Source organism: Spirosoma aerophilum (assembly GCF_054782495.1).
Genome location: NZ_BAAGSJ010000027.1, coordinates 66,205 through 85,967, shown reverse-complemented (window position 1 = coordinate 85,967; position 19,763 = coordinate 66,205). Strand labels below are relative to the sequence as shown.

Genomic DNA, 19,763 nt, shown 5'->3' with positions numbered 1-19,763 from the left:
ACACTATTCTTCGTAGGCCCAGTCGATCTGGTGCTTCATGTCTTTGATCGCCAGACCCTGCGCCTTGAAGTACGAACGAATCTGATCGACCTTGTCGTATTGCCGCTGTTCTTTATACTCCCGATAAAGCGTCAGCAACCCCTCCAGAACGGGCTGGTTGTCGGTGCCCTCTTCGAGGAGTCCGAGTACATCCTGCATGAACGTAACAAACGATTCTTTGAGCAGAGTAAACACCTCTTCGCCCAATACCGAAGCCTGAAGCTGGTTGAGGTAGAGCATGTTCACGTACTTCAGCAGCGTAAAAAGCTGGGCAATGGCAACGGCCGTGTTCAGGTCGTCGTTCATGGCCTCGTAGAACTGCTGAACCGCCTGCCGGATATCCTTCTGTTTAGCTTCGTCGATAGCGCCTTCGCCGGGTTGGTAGGTCATCGTTTGAATGACCCGCAATCCGTTTGCCAGCCGACGATACCCTTTTTGAGCGGCCTTGAGCGCATCATTCGAGAAGTCGAGCGTGCTGCGGTAGTGCGATTGCAACATAAAAAAGCGCACGGTCATGGGGCTGAACGCCTGTTCGAGCAAATGGTGGCTACCGGCAAACAGTTCGGCGGGGAGGAACGAGTTACCCAGCGACTTCGACATTTTTTGTCCGTTTACCGTTAGCATATTCGAGTGCATCCAGTAACGAACCGGGTCGATGCCGGTCAGGCCGTCGCCCTGCGCAATTTCGCACTCGTGGTGCGGAAATTTCAGGTCCATACCGCCCCCGTGAATATCGAACTGCTTGCCCAGATACTTCGTGCTCATGCAGGTACATTCGAGGTGCCAGCCCGGAAACCCTTCGCCCCAGGGCGAGTTCCAGCGCATCAGATGTTCGGGCGAGGCATTTTTCCAGATAGCGAAATCGAGCGGGCTACGCTTCTCCGACTGACCATCCAGCTCACGGGTTTCGTTCAGGAGGTCGTCCAGAATCCGGCCCGACAGTTTGCCGTAATTGCCCCCCCGCTTGTTGTATTCCTCAATATTGAAGTAAACGGATCCGTTCGATTCGTAGGCCAGTCCCTTGGCCAGCAGCGACTGAACGGCTTCGATCTGCTCCATCATGTGGCCGGTAGCGGTGGGTTCAATGCTTGGCGAAATGGTGTTGAACTGCGCCATCACCGTATGAAAATCATTCGTAAAGCGCTGTACGATTTCCATTGGCTCTACCTTTTCCAGCTTGGCCATCCGGCCAATTTTGTCTTCGCCCTCATCGCCATCACCAACCAGGTGGCCTACATCAGTCAGGTTGCGCACATAGCGAACTTTGTAGCCGATAAAGGTCAGATACCGGTAGAGGGTATCGAAGGTCAGGAACGTACGGACGTTGCCCAGGTGAACATAATTATAGACCGTAGGGCCGCAAACGTACATGCCCACATAAGGGGCGTTGAGCGGCTCGAAGAGTTCTTTTTTGCGAGAGAGGGTATTGTATACCTGAAGTGGCTGCATTCTGCTTATTGTCATAGCTCCCGTCGGCCAATTTGGCGAAGGAGGAGTCTTTTTGTCTTGAATTGGCAGTTGCCGTCGGTTTCTTTTCAGGCAAACCGCCTGCGTATCTACCTGCCAAAAACGTGCCCAAAGTTAGGGATTGTTCGCCGGAAAACGGTAGCCCGGCTGGTTTTGGCTATATTCGCATTTTGTTTTCTAAATTGATCCGCTCAGGTTCTGTAATGCAGGTAGTTGAGGTAGGCGAGAACGCCCGATATAAGAAAGAGTTTATTCAGTTTCCCGTACGTCTCTATCGTGCTGACGCCTGCTGGATCAGACCACTGGATGCCGACGTTGACGAAGTGTTCGACCCCGTCCGGAACAAGCGGTTCGAGCATGGCGAATGCGTGCGGTATTTGCTGCTGAACGATAAAGGCGAAACCATTGGTCGGGTAGCGGCTTTCATCGATCGTGAAATTGCCAACCTCGATAACGATCAGCCAACCGGTGGACTCGGCTTTTTTGAATGCATCGACGACCAGGCTGCGGCTTTCATGCTGTTCGATGCGGGTAAAGCGTGGCTGCAAAGCCGGGGCATGGAAGCCATGGATGGCCCCATCAACTTCGGCGACCGCGACCGCTGGTGGGGGCTACTGGTTGACGGGTTCGACCGGGAGCCTAATTACTGCATGCCCTATACCAAGCCGTATTACATCCCCTTCTTCGAAAGTTACGGGTTTAAGGATTATTTCAAGCAGTACACGTTCGGAATTCCAACCACCTGGTCGAAACTGACGGAAATGTCGCAGGCGGTAAAAGACCGTGCTCAGCGCATTTACCAAAACCCGGAATATACGTTTCGGACCATTGATAAAAAGCAACTTCCGGCGGCCGCCGAACAGTTCCGGCATATTTATAATGCTGCCTGGGGCGGGCATAGTGGTGTAAAAGAAATGTCGGCGGCACAGGCGCAGCTACTGATGCAGAAGCTGAAACCCGTTATTGACGAAAAAATTATTTATTTCGCTTATTACCAGGATGAACCCGTTGCGTTTTTTGTCTGCTTACCCGAACTAAATCAGGTATTCAAATACGTAAATGGCAAACTTGATCTGGTGGGTAAGCTGAAATTCCTGTGGCATATGCTGCGGAAAACAAACCGAAAAGCCTTTGGCGTTGTGTTTGGCGTAGCCCCCGAACATCAGGGCAAAGGTGTCGAGGCCGCCATTGCGCTCCGCATGCCCCACGAAGCCGATAACAACCCGAACTTTCAATATACCGAGCTGGAAATGAACTGGGTGGGCGATTTCAACCCCATCATGGTTCGATTTGTCAGCCAGCTAGGGTCCAAAATCGTTAAGACGCACGTTACGTACCGTAAGTTATTCGACGAGACAAAACCATTTAAACGGTGCCCCGTCATTGGGCGGAAGAAATAAATGTCTGGACCAGGCCGCTACGGCGGACCGTTCTCGCCTGATCCATTAACTACAACTCCGACGGGCCAAACGGGAGCTTGGCCCAGCTAAAAAACAATGAGTTTATTAACCGTTGGTTCCGTGGCATTCGATGCGCTGGAAACCCCTTTTGGCAAAACCGACAAGATCATTGGCGGTGCCGCTACATACATCACACTATCGGCTTCATACTTCACGAAAGAAAACAATCTGGTGGCCGTTGTAGGCGACGATTTTCCACAAACCATGATTGACGATCTCAATAAGCACGGGATCAATACCGATGGGCTGGAGATTCGGGTAGGGGAGAAGACCTTCTTCTGGTCGGGGAAATACCACAACGACATGAACAGCCGCGATACGGTTGAGGTACAGCTGAATGTCATGGAGAATTTCGATCCGATCATTCCGGCGTCGTACCAGAACTGCGACTACCTCATGCTGGGTAATACGGCCCCGGCCATCCAGCAGATGGTGATCGAGCGATTGCACAAGCGCCCGAAGCTGATTGTGCTCGATACCATGAACCTCTGGATCGAAATCGCCAACCCCGACCTGATGAATCTGCTGAAGCTGGTCGATGTGCTGGTTGTCAATGATGAGGAAGCCCGTCAGTTGACCCGTGAGTATTCATTGGTTAAAGCAGCGGCTAAAATCCGGTCGATGGGACCACAAACGGTTATCATTAAAAAGGGGGAACACGGTGCGCTTCTGTTCAGTGAAGGCCAGATTTTCTTTGCCCCGGCATTGCCGCTCGAAGAAGTATTTGACCCAACCGGCGCGGGTGATACGTTTGCCGGTGGCTTCATCGGTCATCTGGCCAAAACGGACGACATCTCCTTCGAAAATATGAAGCGGGCCATTATTTATGGGTCGGCTATGGCGTCGTTCTGCGTTGAGAAATTCGGTGCTGAACGGATCATGAACCTGACACAGGATGAAATTCAGGCGCGGGTTAGCGAGTTTGTTACGTTATCGGCATTCGGGTTGGAGAAGTAAAGAGACCTTCTGTTCGTCAGTTATCCGTAAAACAAAACGGCTTCCGGTGATTCACCGGAAGCCGTTTTGTTTTACGGATAGTTAATTATGCCAGGAAAGGCTTAACCAGGGCAAGAACGGCATCTTTTGACAGCGGCTCGTCGAACGCCTGACTAACCATATCAGCCGTGATGCGGTTATCGCCAGCCAGAGCTGTGGCTAGATTAACGCCCGCCTGTGTCAGATTTTCTTCACCGGCATAGTTACCTTCTACGACCAAAGGAAGACCCTGTAGCGCAGCCGTGCCACCCGTAATCCATCCTTTCTGACCACGCATGTAGCGTACGTTAGCTGCGTGAGCGGCTTCAGTTGCGTGAATCTGAAGAGCTACCTGCAAAATAGCGGGTGCTGGCATCAGATTCGCAGCCTGACCTTTATAGGCCCGAACACCCGTATCTTCGAGGGTCTGGGCAATGGCCGAGAACGTAGCAAAGTTGCTGAACGTATCCGTAAATGTTCCTTTCGCCGAGAAATCAAACTTGGGCTCAGCTACGGCTTCGGAACCAAGAACAGATTTCAACAACCGAACGTGTACCTGCTCGTGCTGACGAATCAGTTCGAACGCAGCTTTATAGTTATTCGGAATCATGGACAGGTTGCGTCCTGCATCGTAAAAACGATATTCCAGATACTCCAGGGTAAGCGCAAAGTTAAGAACGTCCTTCACGCCTTGTGGCAGTGCGCTCGACTGGCCATAGGCTTTCGTCAAGGCCGACGCCATGATAGCGGGGGCTGCAACAGCAATGGTTTTTTTGGTCAGCGAGCTAAATAAGCCCCGACGAGAAACGTGAGCTAAACGGTCGAAAATTTCGCCATCCACTTTCTCAATTTCACCGAGTATGTTTTGTAAGTTCATTGGAATTGAGTGGTTTATGCGAGGCTGGCTGCTAATGCGCTTGCGTCGATGGTTTCATTAATGTATTTCTGGGCAATTGGCAGAACCATCGTGGGTTCATATGCAAGGTGCAATCCTGTATCGCTCGTAACGATGGTTGGGCCTGCAAAAGCGTCAGAATAAGGGTACTGCAGCTCGCGCAGGATTGAGTGGTGGCGAGTTTCAACCGATACGATTTTACCAGCCAAGGTCAGGTAATCCGCATTCTTGATGTACTTACCAGCTCCGTTGTAGGCACCAACACCTGTTTTCTCAAGGGCTTCAGCAGTGCCAATTACATTTGCACGGTCGTTGAAGTCGATGCTGGAGAAATTGAATGTCAGATCGGGTACTGCGCTGCCAACAGCGGCTTTGAACAGGGCGCGGTGAATGATTTCGTGACCGCGGATATCTGACCATAGCTGCATGTCAGACGAAGACATATTTGGATAAGGCTTAGCCAAAACCATCTCGTAGAAAGCGGCTTCGAGCTGTTCCAGAACATACGCGAAGGCCAGAATACCGACATCGCCGGTTGGTAATGAAACTGTTTGGCCAATAGCGCGGGCACTACCAACACTACCTGGTTGAACAGTCATTTGATCTGCATTAGAGCAAGCTGTCAGCAAGCCACCAGTTATGGCCGCTGCTCCCGCTACCCGTAGAAACGATCGGCGGCTGGCTGCTGCCTCCGAAGCTGTCGTTTCAGGTTTTTCTGTAACGTTTTTCATTGAGCAAGAATAGTTAAGTGATTAACGCTCTGGTTATTTGTCAACCAGGATGCTATACCTACGCGGGTGTAAGAAATTAAGATTTTTAATAAACAAAAAACATGTTTAAGTACTATAGGACTTTATGCTAATACGTTGATAATTAAGCGATCATGTTGAGTTTTATTTGCAAACTGTCAGGAAAATTACAAGATTGGGTATTGATAAAAGAAGGAGTAAGCCGCCTTGTTTCCACTCATTTTTCGCAGGCAACCGTAGTCTGGAGATAGTCAGGCCTGATCATATTCTGGGTGACAGGCGAGTGCAGGTGTGGGTAATTGATTTACCGCGAAAGGCGGGTAAACGATAAAATCGTCTTATTTTGGTCCGTGCTAACCTAACTGAAATTGCATGTGGAACTTTACGAATCAGGTAACTTTTATTACCGGGGCCGGCTCGGGCATTTGCTAAAGCTGGTGCGCACGTTGTTATTGCCGAAATAAACGAAGCGAACGGTCGGGAAACCGTCAAACTCATCGAACAGGACGGCTTTGCCGCCTTATTTTTACCGTGCGATGTGGGCTTTCCTGACCAGATAGGAATGGCCATTCGTCAGACAGTCGATGCCTACGGCCGGTTGGATATTGCGATCAATAACGCGGGTATTGGGGGTAAATATGGTCGAATCGTAGATCAGACGCCTGAGGACTTTGACCGCATGATGGCTGTAAACGTAGGGGGCGTTTTTTATGGCATGCAAGCCCAGATTCGTCAAATGCTGCTTCAGCAGAAAGCCGAAGAGTTGGCTGGTGGGGGCGTCCGCACCGGGACTGGGGGCCGAATTGTGAATGTGTCGAGTATTGCCGGGGTGCGGGGCATGCCGATGGGAGCGCCCTATAGTGCCTCTAAACACGCCGTTATTGGGTTGACCAAAACGGCTGCGCTGGAATATGTACGGCAAAATATTCGCATCAATGCGGTTTGCCCGGTATATACCCATTCAACGATGGTGGATGAGCTGATCAGCACGGCCCCGGCCATGGAAGAACGAATGCGCCGGATGATTCCGATGGGTCGGTTTGGCCAACCGGAAGAAATAGCCCAGGCTATTTTATGGCTCTCCTCCGAGGAAAATGCGTTTTGCACCGGGCAAACGCTCCAACTGGATGGAGGCATGACGGCAGGCTAAGGCTAGCCTACAGGCGGCTTAACCACTCATCTTCTTTGCGTCGCATTTCGGCAGCTTCTTCTTCTGTCTTATCGCCATAGCCGCATAAATGTAACAAACCATGCGCTAATACCCGTCGCATTTCCTGCTCGGCGGTGGTGGCTAACTGGGTGGCATTATCCGCAACCCGATCGACGCTAATGAAAATATCACCTTCTAGTTTACCCTCCTCTTCGCTCTGGTCAAACGAAATGATGTCTGTGTAATAATCGTGCTGGAGGTAATCCCGGTTTACTTGCAGAACGTGCTCGTCAGAACAAAAAATATAGTTCAAATCCCCCACGACATACCCCTCCGCTTCGGCCTGTTGTTTCAGCCATTGGCGGGTTGCCTGCTTCTGCGGAAGCTTGTAGGGCACATCTTCATTAAAAAAACGAATCATACGTACGTTAAATGTAAAATTAGCTGGTCGTTCGCCGGGGGTTGCCTCCCGGTCACTCAAAGCAAAATGGTTATATCAGGCCACACATAACGGCAGGCATTGGAGTGGTCGCCATCCGGATTTTTCAGCGACTGGGTTTCGTGATTGGTCGCTCCCAGTCCGTCGTAAAATTTCCGGGCAGGGCTGTTTTGCTCCAGTACCCATAAAAAGAAGCCTGATGAGGGTCTTTTTTCGTATGACCAGCGAGCTGCCGATTTGATCAGATGCGTGCCGATACCATGTCCTTTCTGATTTTTTAGAACATGCAGATTGTCGAGTAACGTTCCCCAAACGGGGTCACTGTCGGTATAGGCGCAGGCAAATCCGCAAAGTTCATTGTCGGATTCTGCTACAAGAATGTACTGGTTCGGAGCCGGTTGGTTCAGTCGATTTTGCCAGACGGCCCGCCTGTTTTCAAGAACATGGTCGTTTAAAAAGTCATCTCTCCAAATACCTCTGTAGTTTTGCTGCCAGCTGAGGCTGTGCAATTGAGAAATTTGCTCGGCATCGTCGACCGTTGCCTCTCTGTATCGAATCATAACTTATTCCGAATGGTTGACAAATATAGACGCCCGGTTAGTCAGCTACAATGCTAAACCCAACAGCCAGTAACGTATGAAAGCCATTTTGCTTGCCGAAAAAAATCAGCCGGTGCAATTGATCGATGCACCTGTACCCACCGCCGGACCGGGTGATGTACGCATAAACGTAAACGCTGCGGCCCTGAACCACCGCGATGTATTTGTACAGCAGGGGCTATATCCCGGCATTAAGCTGCCGACTATTCTGGGGTCCGATGGGGCGGGGGTGGTCGTGGAAGTAGGCGAAGGTGTCGATCGTGCCTGGCTGGGGCAGTCCATTATTATAAACCCGGCTATGCACTGGGGCAGTAACCCTCATTTTTACGGCCCTGATTTCCGGATTTTGGGCATGCCCGACAACGGCACCTTTGCCGAATACGTCGTGGTTGGGCAAAAATACATTCATCACAAGCCCGCTCATCTTTCGTTTGAACAGGCTGCGGCACTGCCCCTGGCGGGTCTTACTGCCTGGCGTGCGTTGATGACGCGCGCGGCTTTGCATACCTCTGGCTCATCCGAAAAGGTTCTTATCACCGGCATTGGCGGTGGGGCTGCCTTGTTTGCCTTACAATTTGCCGTAGCGGCCGGCGCTGAAGTCTGGGTAACATCGGGGTCTGAAGAGAAATTGGCCAAAGCAAAAGAACTAGGGGCAAAGGGCGGTGTTAACTACCGCGATCCAGACTGGGCAAAATCACTCATGACGCAGACCGGTGGTGGCCGGGGCTACTTTGATGTGATCATCGACAGTGCCGGGGGAGCGGGTTTTGCCAAGCTGATCGATGTAGCCGCATCGGGCGGCCGCATCGCTTTCTTTGGCGGAACGACCGGCAACATCACGGATATTGTACCCCCCAAAGTGTTCTTCAAACAACTGTCTATTTTCGGCACAACGATGGGTACCGAGCATGAATTTACGGATATGCTTTCGTTTGTGGATGCCCACAAAATAGTGCCTGTTGTGGATGAAGTTTTTTCCCTGACCGACATAGAAGAGGCCATGAAAAAGATGGATACCGGCAAGCAGTTTGGCAAAATTGTCCTTAAAATAAACGGATGACACGTTAAAAAAGTCCGGCACCGGCCGTTCGGAAAGCCATCATGCCATCCCTGTCGTATTACAAGTTCAACCGTGTTCATGGTGAGAGACACGTTCCAGCTCTTTAAAAGATCAGTTGGACAGGCTCATTCAGGGATAGAAGCTGATGTTGAGGAATGAACTTGTCGGACTATGTCGTCATAACGATCAACCGTTCCTTGAACTTAGGCATTTTCTTCCCGCACAATATCGAGTATTTCTTCGGCCAGTGTTTGAATCCGTTGCTCTATCACTTGTACGGGTTGCCCCGTTTCTTTAGCAATCCGCTCAGCTTCAAGTTGTTCGAGAACCCGTAAATGGGCCTGCGTTACCAACAGCAACTCCCTTAACTCTAACAAATCCAAACGCATGTCTTTTAGGGTTTAGTTTACAGACAGCAAGATAAAGGACGGTTCCGTAATACAGCGAAGTGGTTAGTAGCTGTATTCATCAATTGACACCTGGCTCTTCGTCCTGATTTAGGGCTTTACTTTGAAAATAGATAGATGTTATCTGGCAGGAAAAGGAAAAGCTGACCAGACTATGCAGCCTAATTACCTCCGTCAGTAGCCCATTACCCGATGACGGAGACAACCACATTTTTCACTATCTATTGATCCAGACTCCTCTCCCGACTTAAAAGTTGTTGGGGATAATGCCTATATTTCCAAACCTAATTCTAAAGCCTTCCTTTTATGAATCGCAACATTTTGATCGTTACCGGCGATGGTGGCGAAAGTTACGAAACCCTCTACGCCGTTCACCGTTTTCAGGAAGAGGGCGACTCTACCCAGATTGCCGCTCCCAGCAAACGGCGACTTAACCTGGTTATGCACGATTTTGAGCTGGGCTGGGATACCTACGTCGAGCGGCCCGGCTATTGCCTGGCCTCAGACCTGACCATACAGGATGTCGTCGTAGACGAATACGATGCGATTTTACTGCTGGGTGGCCGCGCCCCCGAATACCTGCGCAACCATGCCACTCTGCTGGAGGTTGTCCGCGAATTTGACCGGCAGGGTAAATGGGTCTTCGCGATCTGCCACGGGATTCAGATTCTGGTTACGGCGGGTTTGGCGACTAACCGAACGCTAACGGCTTACGAGCATGTACGCACTGAAATTGAGATGGGGGGCGGCACGTATTCGACCCAACAAGCCGTACGGGACAGAAACATGGTTACGGGCCAGACCTGGCAATCGCATCCCGATTTTTATCGGGAGGTATTTGCCTGCCTCAACGAGGTGGAACAGGTAGAGAAATAAAGGATTTTACAAGCCAATGATTTTTCACTAGTTGTCCAGGCTGGGCCGTTCCGGTAATGGGGCAGACCAGCCTGGATTAGTATTCTGACCAGCCAGACTCAGTCAGGCGCATATGTCCCTTGAGTGGCTTCTTTCGGGGTTACCTTTTTATTGATCCAGAACGTTTACCAGCGGCATAATGGCAGACCACTGTGGGTTGTGGTCGGAGGTTAGCTGCACCACAGGCCATCCACGCTGTCTGGCCCGTTCGGCATGGATCGCAAAATCATCATTCTTTGGATCTTTACCGGCTTCAACCGTCAGAATGTAGCGGGCAGGCAATTGTCGGGCGGCCGGGTTTTTCAGAGAAACCGGCTCGGTCAACGTCTTTAACGACTGCGGAACATCCTTGGGCGGCTTCTGATCAGCCTTTACCCAAAAGGGTACCACAAACCCATCTTTAATCATATCCTTTAGCGCAGACGGCCCGGAGCCCGATATACTCAAAACACTTTCGCCGTCATTGGGTACCAGGGCATCCAGATAAACAACCTGCCGAACACGGTCGGCAACACGGTCAGCTACGCCCGTAATGACCATGCCGCCATAGCTATGGCCTACCAGAATGACATCGTGTAAGTCTTCGAACAAAATGGTGTTCACGACATCGTCGATGTGCGTACTTAGCCCTACTTCTGTCGACGCCAGGTGCACCCGTTCGCCCTGCCCGGTCAGTGAAGGCCGGTAAACCGTGTAGCCCCGGCGGGTCAGGATAGAATCTACTTTTTTGAATGCCCAGCTACCACCCCACGCACCGTGAACGATGACCATGGTGGGTTTGGGCGATGTAGACTGCGCTATTGTCTGGTACGAAGCGAACAGGATCAGGCAGGTAATGCTGGTAGTAAATAGTCTGAGAGTCATGAAGATCATGTAGTTATAGGGTGAGTCGCTCTTTGATTGATCAAGTTACAAATAGTTGCGTAATGTCGATCATTGTTTTACTCTCAGCACAAACCTCACCGTAGGGGTAGCTCGAACGTATAATGAATAGGCACTCCTTCGCTGGTTAAACCCTGCACCACAAGCCGGAGCCGCCGTGCCTGGTCACTGAGGGGAAAATTTAACCGGGCCTGCCCGTCTTGGTCACTTTGCCCCAGCGGCTGCCAGAATAATACGTCGCGCCGGTCGGTGTGGGCGGCTTGCTCGGGCAGTTCGTAACGGGGGGTATAATACTGGCTGGGTGGAGCCAGCCCCCTGACCAGGGTAACCGCCCCAGATAGTCCCCCCACCAGATCGCTCCCTCCTTTGCGGGTAAAAATAGCAATTACCCCATTGGCACTCCGCGCTCCGTAGATGGCCGCCGTGCCCACATTTTTCAGTAGTTCAATCCGACTGACCTGACGGGGATCAAGCTCTCCTACCGTTTCTGCATCCGTATAAACCCCATCCAGTATATACAGAGGGGTTGGATTGCCATGAATAGGTCCTCGTTTTAGTTGATAGATACCAGGCACCATTTTCAGCAGCTCACCCATGTTGGGGGCCGACAAGGCCGAGCTGTTCCCTTCAACGACCAGCGTGTTATCTGCCTCCTGATGCAGGCTGGCCCCCACAACGTCAGGGGAGCGTTCGCTTTCCCGAAGCCTGGTCGCCCGCACCAGCACCTCCGCCAGTTGGCGGGCCGTCGAATCCCGGTACAGAGCCGGCCACTCAGCTTGCCGAATAACTGCTTCCTGTGTCCAGCGAGCCAGGGCTGACCAGTCGGGAGGGGCTAGAAGCGGAGTTGCAAAGGGCTTTCCCGGTGAATCGAAGCGGATTATCGATCCGTTTACCCTGGGGGTCGATGCCCGCACCTGTATGGTGTCAGTCAGCAGCAGCCCCGTAAGCCGGAAAGCACCCTGTGCGTCGGTCGTTAATCGCCGTACCAGTTTCACGCCCCGGTATTCCAATAATAGACTCACTACTTCGCCCGTCAGAGGCCTACCCCGGCTATTCAATACCCGCCCGCTCAACTGCCATCCACCCGTTGTGTCAACCGGTTCCTCCGCAGCTGGTAGCCGACGCCAGCCCTGAGTAAGCAACAGGTTGTCCAGATCACCCGCGTTCTCAGGCACCAGGTAGTGAGCCGGCGACTCAATAGGGCCTCTTAAGCCCCCTGTCAGCAGTAGCCATGTGCGCAGGTCAGCCCCGATCGTATCGGCGGGTAGTTGGTCGGCGTCCGTCACAGCTGCCGACCAGGTAGCTACTACAGGATAGTTTTCCGGGTCACGGAACTGCAGGCTGATTGCCACCGGTTCACGGGGGGCGTAGCGGGCCTTGCCCATCAGCACCCGCATCTGAACGGCACCGGTTCGCTCAGGTATGAACACCAGCCGCTCCGCCCGGGCCCGGCCGGTGCTATCCCACAGGGTCAGCCGAAACACGCCCGGTCTGAGGTTACCGGTGGGTAATCCGAACCGGGCTTCGCCCCGGCTTAGTTGCCAGGCCTGGTTATATACCAATTGCCCCTGATTTTGCAGGGTGACAAAAACCGGCTGATTCTGGTAGCGTCCCGTCGCCCGTACCCTGACCAGCAATCGGGCACTGTCGGAGAGCGCATCCGCCCCCAACGCCCAGCCTTCCGGCTCCGCTGCTGGCAAAGCAACTACCTGCTCCCGGTTGCCAGGCCGGGTAGCAACGCGCGCGGTGTAATGTTTGCCCATCACCGGCGTCAGCGTGACCTGCCCCATGCCCAGGGCGTTGGTGGTAAATGAGCCCACCGCTTGCCCGTTCTCATCGACGATATGTCCCTCCACCGCTTGGCCCCGCCCGTTGGGTTGCACAACCTTTACCCCCAGCCGCCCGGCTACGCCCACCAGCCAGCGCCCTCCTTCGGGCAGCAGCTGCACATCCAGCGAATCAGTGGTCATTGGGCCCGCCAATGGCGCAACTGCCGAACCATGGTTGAGGGGCAACCGACTGTTATATACCGTCAACATTCGCTCAAAGCCGAGTCCACTGGCCAGAGGGTCCGTGTCGGTGTAGGCCCGCAGGCGATAGGTTCCGCTCGTCAGTGAATCGGATAGCTGAAAGCGTCCCCCGGCCCGTCCTTCGGCGAACGGTAGCCATTGATGATCCACGGGCCGACCCCGTGGATCGATAAGGTCTACCTGTAGGCTTGGCTGGCTGGAAACCGTCAGGGGTAGCTGACGGGCAGGATCGAGCACGTAGGCACTGAACCAGACGGGGTCGCCTGTGCTGTAGAGGGATTTGTCGGTATGGATAAATACTAAGGGGGGCATGCGGCTTAACTGCCGCTGCAGCCCGCTCTGGAGCGAGTCGATCCGCCCACCGGGGCGCAGGGGCCGCCCCGCCAGTATTTCAGTCGGGGTTAGGGCTCTGCGGTCCGTTGGGACCCAATCGGCGGGCAGCAGTGTGGCCAGCCGGTCCTGTCCCAGGTAACCCCGGGCATCCAGGCCCTGTCCCTGGGTAATCCACCCGTCGGTTGTCATCTCGAAGCCTTGCTGGGGCAACAGCAGCATCGAATACGCGTAGGGTGAGTCCTGGTAGGGCGAGTTTCGGGCATAAATTCGGTTGTAGTAGACCTCCAGCGGCTGGGCAGATACCAACCGGCGTTCGAAGGGTAGTTCGCCGGGCCGGAACAGGGCCAGTGCCTGCTGGGCTCCGATGGGCTCCCGCTCGGCCAGGCGGATCAGGGGTAGGGCCTGATTACCCCCGCCATCGGTCACCAGCGGGCTGCGGTACACCGTAAAACCTTCCTGGCCCTGGGTACCCATTAGCAGACTTGCCAGTAAATGACGGAGTGAACCGCGATAGGCTTTGAGCCGATTGGCCTGCCAGCTGGCTCCCTGACGGGCACTGGCGGGCGTCAGGGCCTCAAAGCGGCAGTCACCGGCAAAATTCATCCGGCCCCGGTAAAAGTCGAAGTACAGTAGCGTGTAGTGCAGCCGGTAGCCCAGGGCCAGGTTGTCGATCAGCAGAGGCTCGCTGGCCACGGCTTGTAAATGGCCGTTCTGCTCGGTAAACTGGAGTACGCCGGGATTCGTGATAGTTGTAAACCGGGCGGGGGGGCGGTTGCCTAATAACTCCCGGCTGAAAGTCCGGAACTGCCGCTGCCAGGGGCCACTCCGGCGGGCCGTGACGGTGATTGCCGACAGATCCTTACCCGAGGGCTCGAGCTTCAGGTCGAGCTGATAAGGACGGGCTTCACCCAGCTTCAGCGTTTGGTGAGTGGTTGCATAGCCTAGCACAGAGCCAACTAGCTGGTGAGTGCCCAGGGGCAGGTTGGTTAGCCGATACAGGCCGTTCTCATCGGCGGTCGTGCCACGAGTGCTGTTGTTGAGGTAGATGCTGGCAAAGGGCAGGGGTTTGCCTGTTCTGGCGTCGATGGCCTGACCGGTGAGACTAGCCGATGGTGTCTGGGCAACCAACCCCTGTAGGAGTAGCCCATTGAGGAGTAACCCCCGTAAACAGTTCCATTTCATACTTTATCCTATGAATAGCAAAGTCATCAATCACATTATAGGAGGGCATTTCCGAACATTCGCCTGCTTATTCTCCGATTCGGGGTACGATCAATCTCTGCCTGTACCTCGGGGGCTACCGACACCTACGTTTGTCAGAGGAGTCGTCGAAGCATCCGTTGGCAAATGGCTGCCTCTACAAGTTGACAACGCTGACTTCCTGGCATTCCTAAAATCGCGTTCTGGCGCTTAAGCCTGAGTACCAACAAACATTGAGTCCGTTTAGGGTCATTGCCTGGCAGAAAAGTAATAAATTTAATCAACTTAATAATATTTCTTCGGGCTGTAGGGTGCTACGGGCGTTCGTTTTGGAGAGGCTAATGTGGCTCCGGCAACTCTACGGTGCGCTGTTGACACGGCCATAAGTTTTGTTCTAAGAGATTGATCAGGAGTTGATACTGGTGACGTTCCTGATGCAGGCGTGGGAGTTCCTCCCGTGAAGCGGAGGGGCCGATGAGAGTAGGCACGCGCCTGAGCAGGTGAGGATAGCCTTCAGCATTCTGGCAATCGCAAAGCGGGCCGCGGGTTATTTTCCTGTCGTTGGGACATGATTTTTCGAGCCATGGCGGTTTTCCGGGAAGGCCGGTTTCGCATTAATTTTCTATCCTGATTCACATACATTTTGTCTGTAAGTATTTCTTTAATTAATAGTTATCCACATAGAGATTGTGGATAACTCAATACTTACACACATTTTACCAATTGATGGGTAAAAGGTAGGGGCCTGTCTGACTATGTGTTCTACCTTTGCAACTATGGTAACAGTAACACGCTCCGTCGCCCAAACGCTAACCGATCGACTGGCTATTCACCAGCAGCAAGGTTTGTTACGGCAGCTGCGAACGGCTGATGAATTCGTTGATTTCTGTTCGAACGATTACCTGGGTTTCGCTCGATCAACAACCCTTAAAAAAGCCATTTATCAGGCCGATCAACAGCATGCTGATGCGCGTACGGGCGCAACGGGCTCCCGATTGTTGGCGGGGCAGACCCGGCTGGCGAACGAGGTAGAAGAGGAGCTGGCCCGGTTTTATAAAACCGAAGCCGCTCTTATTTTCAATTCGGGCTATGATGCCAATATTGGCCTGCTGGCCTGTCTGCCCAAAGCGGGCGACACTCTCCTGACCGATGAACTGATCCATGCCAGTATGATCGACGGGGCACGGCTCAGCTATGCCGCCCGGCATCGCTTCAAACACAACGATCTGGATGATCTGGCCGCTAAACTTCACCAAGCATCGCAGCAGCCGGGGCAAATTTTTGTGGCCGTCGAATCGGTATATTCGATGGATGGCGACACGGCTCCTCTGGTCGAACTGGCTGCTCTCTGCGATCAGTATGGGGCCGCTCTTATTGTCGACGAAGCGCATGCCACGGGCGTCTATGGTTCCGGTACGGCGGGCGAACAGGGCGAAGGGCTGGTTGTTGCGCTTGGGTTACAGGACCGGGTGCTGGCCAGAGTGCATACTTTCGGCAAAGCGCTGGGCGTTCACGGGGCTGCCGTCGTGGGTCCGGCTGTTCTTCGTCAGTATCTGATCAATTTTGCCCGTCCGTTCATTTATACCACGGCTTTGCCACCACACAGCCTACAGGCTATTCGGTGTGCTCATGAGCAACTTAAACAGCATCCGGAGGGATACCATCAGCTTCATCAGCAACTTACTTACTTTCGTCAGCGGGTTGGGGAAGTGTTGCCCGGTTCCACCTGGACCAACAGCCACTCGCCCATTCAGTGTTTGATCATTCCCGGCAACGAACAGGCTCGGGCCGTGGCTGCCGAAGCACAACGAATTGGGCTGGATGTGCGGGCTATTCTGAGCCCGACAGTGCCGGCAGGGCAGGAGCGGCTGCGGCTTTGCCTCCATGCCTTCAATACAACCGAAGAAATTGATAAACTGCTGGCGGTTTTACGCATCACGCTGGCCAGCCATCTTAACGTATGAATCACAAACAGCTAATTGTAGCGGGCATTGGCACCGAAATAGGAAAGACCGTAGCGTCGGCGGTAGTTGTCGAAGCCTTACAGGCCGATTACTGGAAACCCATTCAATCGGGTGGGTTGGATGATTCCGACACCGATACCGTGCGCCGACTGATCAGTAATACCCGATCGTTTTTCCACCCAGAGGCTTACCGGCTCACGCAACCGATGTCGCCCCATGCCGCTGCAGCCATTGACGGTGTCACGATCGAGCTTGATAAGTTGATTGTACCCCAGACCGAAAACGCACTGGTTATTGAACTGGCCGGTGGGTTGATGGTACCCCTGAATAACCAGGATCTCATGATCGATCTGGTCAAAAAGCTGGGCTTGCCCGTTGTGCTGGTCTCGCGGAATTATCTGGGAAGTATCAACCACACGCTGTTATCGGTCGATGCCTGCCGGAGCCGACATATTCCGTTACTGGGTATTCTGTTCAATGGCCCGGCGGTGCCGTCAACCGAAACGTTTATTTTGAGCTACACGGGTTTGCCCTGCCTAGGGAGAATAGGGCAGGAGGAGGTTATGACAAAAGACGTCATTAAAAAATACGCTGACTCGTTAACACTAGACCTGTAAGGTAAGTCTGTTTAAACTTTTACTTTTCTAGGCTTTTTGGCCCCTAAATCCCCTGAAGGGGGCTTCGTCTGAGTAGAGATTAAGTGATTTAGGGGCCAAAAAACTTAATTTATCTATAGCGTTATGACGTAAATAATTACTGTATGTATCTTGAATGGAGCTTGTTAAGCAGGACCGTCTCTGTGGTTAAAAAATGATCTATCAGCTATGCTTATCAGCTAAATTTTGATCGAGATAATCCCTCATTCACGTTGTTATGATGTAGATGAAAAAGTTTAAACAGGTACGGTCTCAAGAAACCTTATAGATCTTTATTACCAGGTTTTGATCAACTCATCGAAGCGCTCCAGTAGAAAACGGGATTTGGGGCCGACGTAGCCATCACCAATCGTTAGATCACCAATTTGGGTAATTGGCATTACTTTTTTGGTCGAGCTGGTCGTAAAGGCTTCTTCGGCGTCGTACAACTCCGACAGCAGAACGGGCCGTTCATCGACCTCAAAATCACTCTGGGCTAGTTGAATAACGGTTTTACGGGTAATGCCGCGTAGTATGTGCCGATCGGGCGTGATAAGCCGATTGCCTTTAACGATAAAAAAATTGCTTCGGCTCAGTTCACTGATTTCGCCCCCTTTCTGATAGAGCAGGTCAGACGCACCGGCCGCCCGAATGGCTTCGGCCATAAGAATAACGCGCTTGTAATCGGTGCTTTTGACCTCTGCCATATCCCGGACATAATCATCGAGAATGACCTTCATCCCCTGTTCATATTGAATCAGGGGTACGGCATGGGCTGTTTCGGTCAGGATGAGGAGATTGGGCTTGACAACACTGATGCTATCGGGCGAATAGCCACCGGTCAGCACAAACCGAAAGGCTATGTTCTCGGGGTTTGCCAGGCCATTCTTATAGCTTGCTTCCTGACAGCGGTCAATAAGCTTCATAACAATGGCGTATGTTTCTTCCTTGCTGACCGGCAGCGGCAGGTGCATGCGGGTGGCCGAATTCTGAAACCGCTCCCAGTACCAGTCCCACTGAAATGGTCGTCCGTTGTAGGTCAGGAAATAATCGAAGAGCCCGTACCCCCGCAGCAGGCTGAGGTCTGTGATGCCAACCGCGAGTTGGTCGGAGGGGGCAATGGTACCATTGAAATAGCCGTAATGCATGGAAAGTTCGTTGGGGAAGCTCATGGCCAAAGATACATGAAATGGCCTTATCGACCTGAATACGGGGCCAAAAGGCTATTTTATCCTAAGTCTTTCACCACCAGTTGAACCGTATAGCGGCTTTTTTGTTCCAGCAGCAGCCGCTTGTTGGGCAGTACCCGGTCTATGGTTCCCTGATCGTAATACCGAATGGTGATCAGCTCCAGATTATCGTTGTAGCTCACCCTGAAATCATCCCGCAATAACGCAATCAGAGCGGGTACCCTGTCGGGGTTGTTATCCACCACGACCGAAAAGCTGATGGCCGTATTCTGCATCAGGTTAATTTTAACCCCAGCCTGCGCAAACCGGCCAAAAATCCGGCTCAGGTTATCTTCGGCGATAAAGGAGAAATCGTTTGGGTGCAGGGAAATCAGTACCTGGTTGACCTTGAAAATAAAGGAGGGCACCGTCAAATGCCGCTCATAATTTCCGATTACGGTTCCGGGGGCTTCCGGCTTCAGAAACGACTTTACATACAATGGAATACCCTTGTTCTGAAGCGGCTTGATCGTCTTTGGGTGAATGACCGTAGCGCCGTAGTAGGCCAGTTCAATGGCATCCTGGTAAGTTAGCTTGTCCAGCAACACGGTATCGTCGAACCATTTGGGGTCAGCGTTCAGTACGCCCGGCACGTCTTTCCAGATCGTAACGCTCTCGGCATTCAGACAATACGCAAAGATGGCTGCCGTATAGTCGGACCCCTCACGGCCAAGGGTTGTGGTGCGGTTGTCGGCCGACTGACCAATAAACCCCTGAGTTATACAAACGCCTTTTTTCCTGACCGCACTGTTAATTTGTCGACTTGTGGTATCCCAATCGACGCGGCCTTCCCGAAACGTTGAGTCGGTTCGAACAACTTGCCGGGCATCGATCCAATGGGTTGCCAGGCCTGTACTAGTCAGGTGAGCGGCAATAATCTGGGTGGACAGAATCTCGCCTACCGAAACGATCTGGTCGTATACCTCATCATAATGGTCACGTACTGGACTTTGGAGGTAGTTTTCAAGCTGGGCAAACGTTTGATGGACCTGGCTGAAGTCGCCGGTCAGCTCGTTCATGATATTCGTATGATAACTCTTCAGGCCCGCCAGTTGAGCCTGAAGCGCATCTGGTCGCTTATCGACATAAGCCCGAACGAGACTTTCGAGAGCATTGGTCGTCTTGCCCATAGCCGAGACGACTACCACAACATCCTTGCCCTGTTTTTTAACGATTTCGGCTAAATTACGAACACCGGCGGCCTCTTTAACGGAAGCACCGCCAAACTTGAAAACTTTCATACTGGTAAAAATAAGCAGAACGCGGATTAAACAGATTGAGCGGATTGAAACGGATTTATTTATCCGCAAAAATCCGCTCAATCTGTTTAATCCG

At 52.6% G+C, this 19,763-nt stretch carries 17 protein-coding genes; 7 read left to right on the top strand and 10 right to left on the bottom strand.

The window, feature by feature from the left end; genetic code table 11:
* Nucleotides 1–3: 3 nt before the first annotated feature.
* Nucleotides 4–1,488, bottom strand: a complete 1,485-nt coding sequence (gene cysS, locus ACYVK4_RS26565; protein ID WP_461130600.1) for a cysteine--tRNA ligase — start codon at nucleotides 1,486–1,488, stop codon at nucleotides 4–6.
* 221 nt (nucleotides 1,489–1,709) lie between these two features.
* Between cysS and ACYVK4_RS26560 the strand changes: the two genes are divergently transcribed.
* Both ACYVK4_RS26560 and ACYVK4_RS26555 read left to right on the top strand, forming a co-directional pair.
* Nucleotides 1,710–2,906: a hypothetical protein gene (locus ACYVK4_RS26560; protein WP_461130630.1), complete on the top strand. Its 1,197-nt coding sequence runs from the start codon at nucleotides 1,710–1,712 to the stop codon at nucleotides 2,904–2,906.
* Nucleotides 2,907–3,002: 96 nt separating this feature from the next.
* A complete protein-coding gene (locus ACYVK4_RS26555) occupies nucleotides 3,003–3,923 on the top strand; it encodes a PfkB family carbohydrate kinase (RefSeq protein ID WP_461130599.1) in 921 nt (306 codons plus the stop codon).
* 85 nt (nucleotides 3,924–4,008) lie between these two features.
* Here the strand turns inward: ACYVK4_RS26555 and ACYVK4_RS26550 are convergent, their stop codons facing one another.
* Nucleotides 4,009–4,818: a ferritin-like domain-containing protein gene (locus tag ACYVK4_RS26550; protein WP_461130598.1), complete on the bottom strand. Its 810-nt coding sequence runs from the start codon at nucleotides 4,816–4,818 to the stop codon at nucleotides 4,009–4,011.
* A gap of 14 nt (nucleotides 4,819–4,832) precedes the next feature.
* Complete coding sequence (locus ACYVK4_RS26545; protein ID WP_461130597.1) at nucleotides 4,833–5,567, bottom strand: ferritin-like domain-containing protein; 735 nt, start codon at nucleotides 5,565–5,567, stop codon at nucleotides 4,833–4,835.
* Between the two features lie 469 nt (nucleotides 5,568–6,036).
* Here ACYVK4_RS26545 and ACYVK4_RS26540 point away from each other — a divergent pair, with 469 nt between their 5' ends.
* Nucleotides 6,037–6,735 carry an SDR family NAD(P)-dependent oxidoreductase gene (locus tag ACYVK4_RS26540; protein ID WP_461130629.1) on the top strand — a complete coding sequence of 233 codons (699 nt, stop codon included), beginning with the start codon at nucleotides 6,037–6,039 and terminating at the stop codon, nucleotides 6,733–6,735.
* Nucleotides 6,736–6,742: 7 nt separating this feature from the next.
* Here ACYVK4_RS26540 and ybeY read toward each other — a convergent pair whose 3' ends face one another.
* Both ybeY and ACYVK4_RS26530 read right to left on the bottom strand, forming a co-directional pair.
* A complete protein-coding gene (gene ybeY / locus ACYVK4_RS26535) occupies nucleotides 6,743–7,156 on the bottom strand; it encodes an rRNA maturation RNase YbeY (RefSeq protein ID WP_461130596.1) in 414 nt (137 codons plus the stop codon).
* Nucleotides 7,157–7,212: 56 nt separating this feature from the next.
* Nucleotides 7,213–7,734, bottom strand: coding sequence for a GNAT family N-acetyltransferase (locus ACYVK4_RS26530; RefSeq protein WP_461130595.1), 522 nt, complete (start codon nucleotides 7,732–7,734; stop codon nucleotides 7,213–7,215).
* A gap of 76 nt (nucleotides 7,735–7,810) precedes the next feature.
* Here ACYVK4_RS26530 and ACYVK4_RS26525 point away from each other — a divergent pair, with 76 nt between their 5' ends.
* The gene (locus tag ACYVK4_RS26525; RefSeq protein WP_461130594.1) at nucleotides 7,811–8,833 is read left to right on the top strand and encodes a zinc-binding dehydrogenase; all 1,023 of its coding nucleotides are present in this window, start codon (nucleotides 7,811–7,813) and stop codon (nucleotides 8,831–8,833) included.
* Between the two features lie 203 nt (nucleotides 8,834–9,036).
* Here the strand turns inward: ACYVK4_RS26525 and ACYVK4_RS26520 are convergent, their stop codons facing one another.
* Nucleotides 9,037–9,222: a hypothetical protein gene (locus tag ACYVK4_RS26520; RefSeq protein WP_461130593.1), complete on the bottom strand. Its 186-nt coding sequence runs from the start codon at nucleotides 9,220–9,222 to the stop codon at nucleotides 9,037–9,039.
* Between the two features lie 324 nt (nucleotides 9,223–9,546).
* Here ACYVK4_RS26520 and ACYVK4_RS26515 point away from each other — a divergent pair, with 324 nt between their 5' ends.
* Entirely contained in the window at nucleotides 9,547–10,116 is a 570-nt protein-coding gene (locus ACYVK4_RS26515; RefSeq protein WP_461130592.1) for a DJ-1/PfpI family protein, read from the top strand.
* A 147-nt stretch (nucleotides 10,117–10,263) separates the two neighbouring features.
* On the opposite strand, the gene ACYVK4_RS26510 is transcribed toward ACYVK4_RS26515, so the two are convergent.
* Both ACYVK4_RS26510 and ACYVK4_RS26505 read right to left on the bottom strand, forming a co-directional pair.
* On the bottom strand, nucleotides 10,264–11,019 hold the full coding sequence (locus ACYVK4_RS26510) for an alpha/beta fold hydrolase (RefSeq protein ID WP_461130591.1): 756 nt from the start codon (nucleotides 11,017–11,019) through the stop codon (nucleotides 10,264–10,266).
* Between the two features lie 95 nt (nucleotides 11,020–11,114).
* Complete coding sequence (locus ACYVK4_RS26505; RefSeq protein ID WP_461130590.1) at nucleotides 11,115–14,582, bottom strand: carboxypeptidase regulatory-like domain-containing protein; 3,468 nt, start codon at nucleotides 14,580–14,582, stop codon at nucleotides 11,115–11,117.
* Between the two features lie 794 nt (nucleotides 14,583–15,376).
* Here ACYVK4_RS26505 and ACYVK4_RS26500 point away from each other — a divergent pair.
* Entirely contained in the window at nucleotides 15,377–16,564 is a 1,188-nt protein-coding gene (locus ACYVK4_RS26500) for an aminotransferase class I/II-fold pyridoxal phosphate-dependent enzyme (RefSeq protein ID WP_461130589.1), read from the top strand.
* Nucleotides 16,561–17,181 (top strand): dethiobiotin synthase, encoded by a 621-nt coding sequence (gene bioD / locus ACYVK4_RS26495; RefSeq protein ID WP_461130588.1) that lies wholly within the window; start codon nucleotides 16,561–16,563, stop codon nucleotides 17,179–17,181. Before ACYVK4_RS26500 ends, bioD begins: the two co-directional genes overlap by 4 nt.
* A 314-nt stretch (nucleotides 17,182–17,495) precedes the next feature.
* Here bioD and ACYVK4_RS26490 read toward each other — a convergent pair whose 3' ends face one another.
* Both ACYVK4_RS26490 and ACYVK4_RS26485 read right to left on the bottom strand, forming a co-directional pair.
* A complete protein-coding gene (locus tag ACYVK4_RS26490; RefSeq protein WP_461130628.1) occupies nucleotides 17,496–18,347 on the bottom strand; it encodes an aminotransferase class IV in 852 nt (283 codons plus the stop codon).
* 80 nt (nucleotides 18,348–18,427) lie between these two features.
* Entirely contained in the window at nucleotides 18,428–19,669 is a 1,242-nt protein-coding gene (locus ACYVK4_RS26485; RefSeq protein WP_461130587.1) for an aspartate kinase, read from the bottom strand.
* Nucleotides 19,670–19,763: the final 94 nt, after the last annotated feature.

Coding starts and splice junctions, on each gene's coding strand:
- ACYVK4_RS26505 (WP_461130590.1), bottom strand. CDS start 14,582: ATGAAATGGAACTGTTTACGGGGGTTACTCCTCAATGGGCTACTCCTA.
- ACYVK4_RS26520 (WP_461130593.1), bottom strand. CDS start 9,222: ATGCGTTTGGATTTGTTAGAGTTAAGGGAGTTGCTGTTGGTAACGCAG.
- ACYVK4_RS26555 (WP_461130599.1), top strand. CDS start 3,003: ATGAGTTTATTAACCGTTGGTTCCGTGGCATTCGATGCGCTGGAAACC.
- ACYVK4_RS26530 (WP_461130595.1), bottom strand. CDS start 7,734: ATGATTCGATACAGAGAGGCAACGGTCGACGATGCCGAGCAAATTTCT.
- ACYVK4_RS26515 (WP_461130592.1), top strand. CDS start 9,547: ATGAATCGCAACATTTTGATCGTTACCGGCGATGGTGGCGAAAGTTAC.
- ACYVK4_RS26510 (WP_461130591.1), bottom strand. CDS start 11,019: ATGACTCTCAGACTATTTACTACCAGCATTACCTGCCTGATCCTGTTC.
- ACYVK4_RS26545 (WP_461130597.1), bottom strand. CDS start 5,567: ATGAAAAACGTTACAGAAAAACCTGAAACGACAGCTTCGGAGGCAGCA.
- ACYVK4_RS26485 (WP_461130587.1), bottom strand. CDS start 19,669: ATGAAAGTTTTCAAGTTTGGCGGTGCTTCCGTTAAAGAGGCCGCCGGT.
- bioD (WP_461130588.1), top strand. CDS start 16,561: ATGAATCACAAACAGCTAATTGTAGCGGGCATTGGCACCGAAATAGGA.
- ACYVK4_RS26550 (WP_461130598.1), bottom strand. CDS start 4,818: ATGAACTTACAAAACATACTCGGTGAAATTGAGAAAGTGGATGGCGAA.
- cysS (WP_461130600.1), bottom strand. CDS start 1,488: ATGCAGCCACTTCAGGTATACAATACCCTCTCTCGCAAAAAAGAACTC.
- ACYVK4_RS26525 (WP_461130594.1), top strand. CDS start 7,811: ATGAAAGCCATTTTGCTTGCCGAAAAAAATCAGCCGGTGCAATTGATC.
- ACYVK4_RS26560 (WP_461130630.1), top strand. CDS start 1,710: ATGCAGGTAGTTGAGGTAGGCGAGAACGCCCGATATAAGAAAGAGTTT.
- ACYVK4_RS26500 (WP_461130589.1), top strand. CDS start 15,377: ATGGTAACAGTAACACGCTCCGTCGCCCAAACGCTAACCGATCGACTG.
- ybeY (WP_461130596.1), bottom strand. CDS start 7,156: ATGATTCGTTTTTTTAATGAAGATGTGCCCTACAAGCTTCCGCAGAAG.
- ACYVK4_RS26490 (WP_461130628.1), bottom strand. CDS start 18,347: ATGCATTACGGCTATTTCAATGGTACCATTGCCCCCTCCGACCAACTC.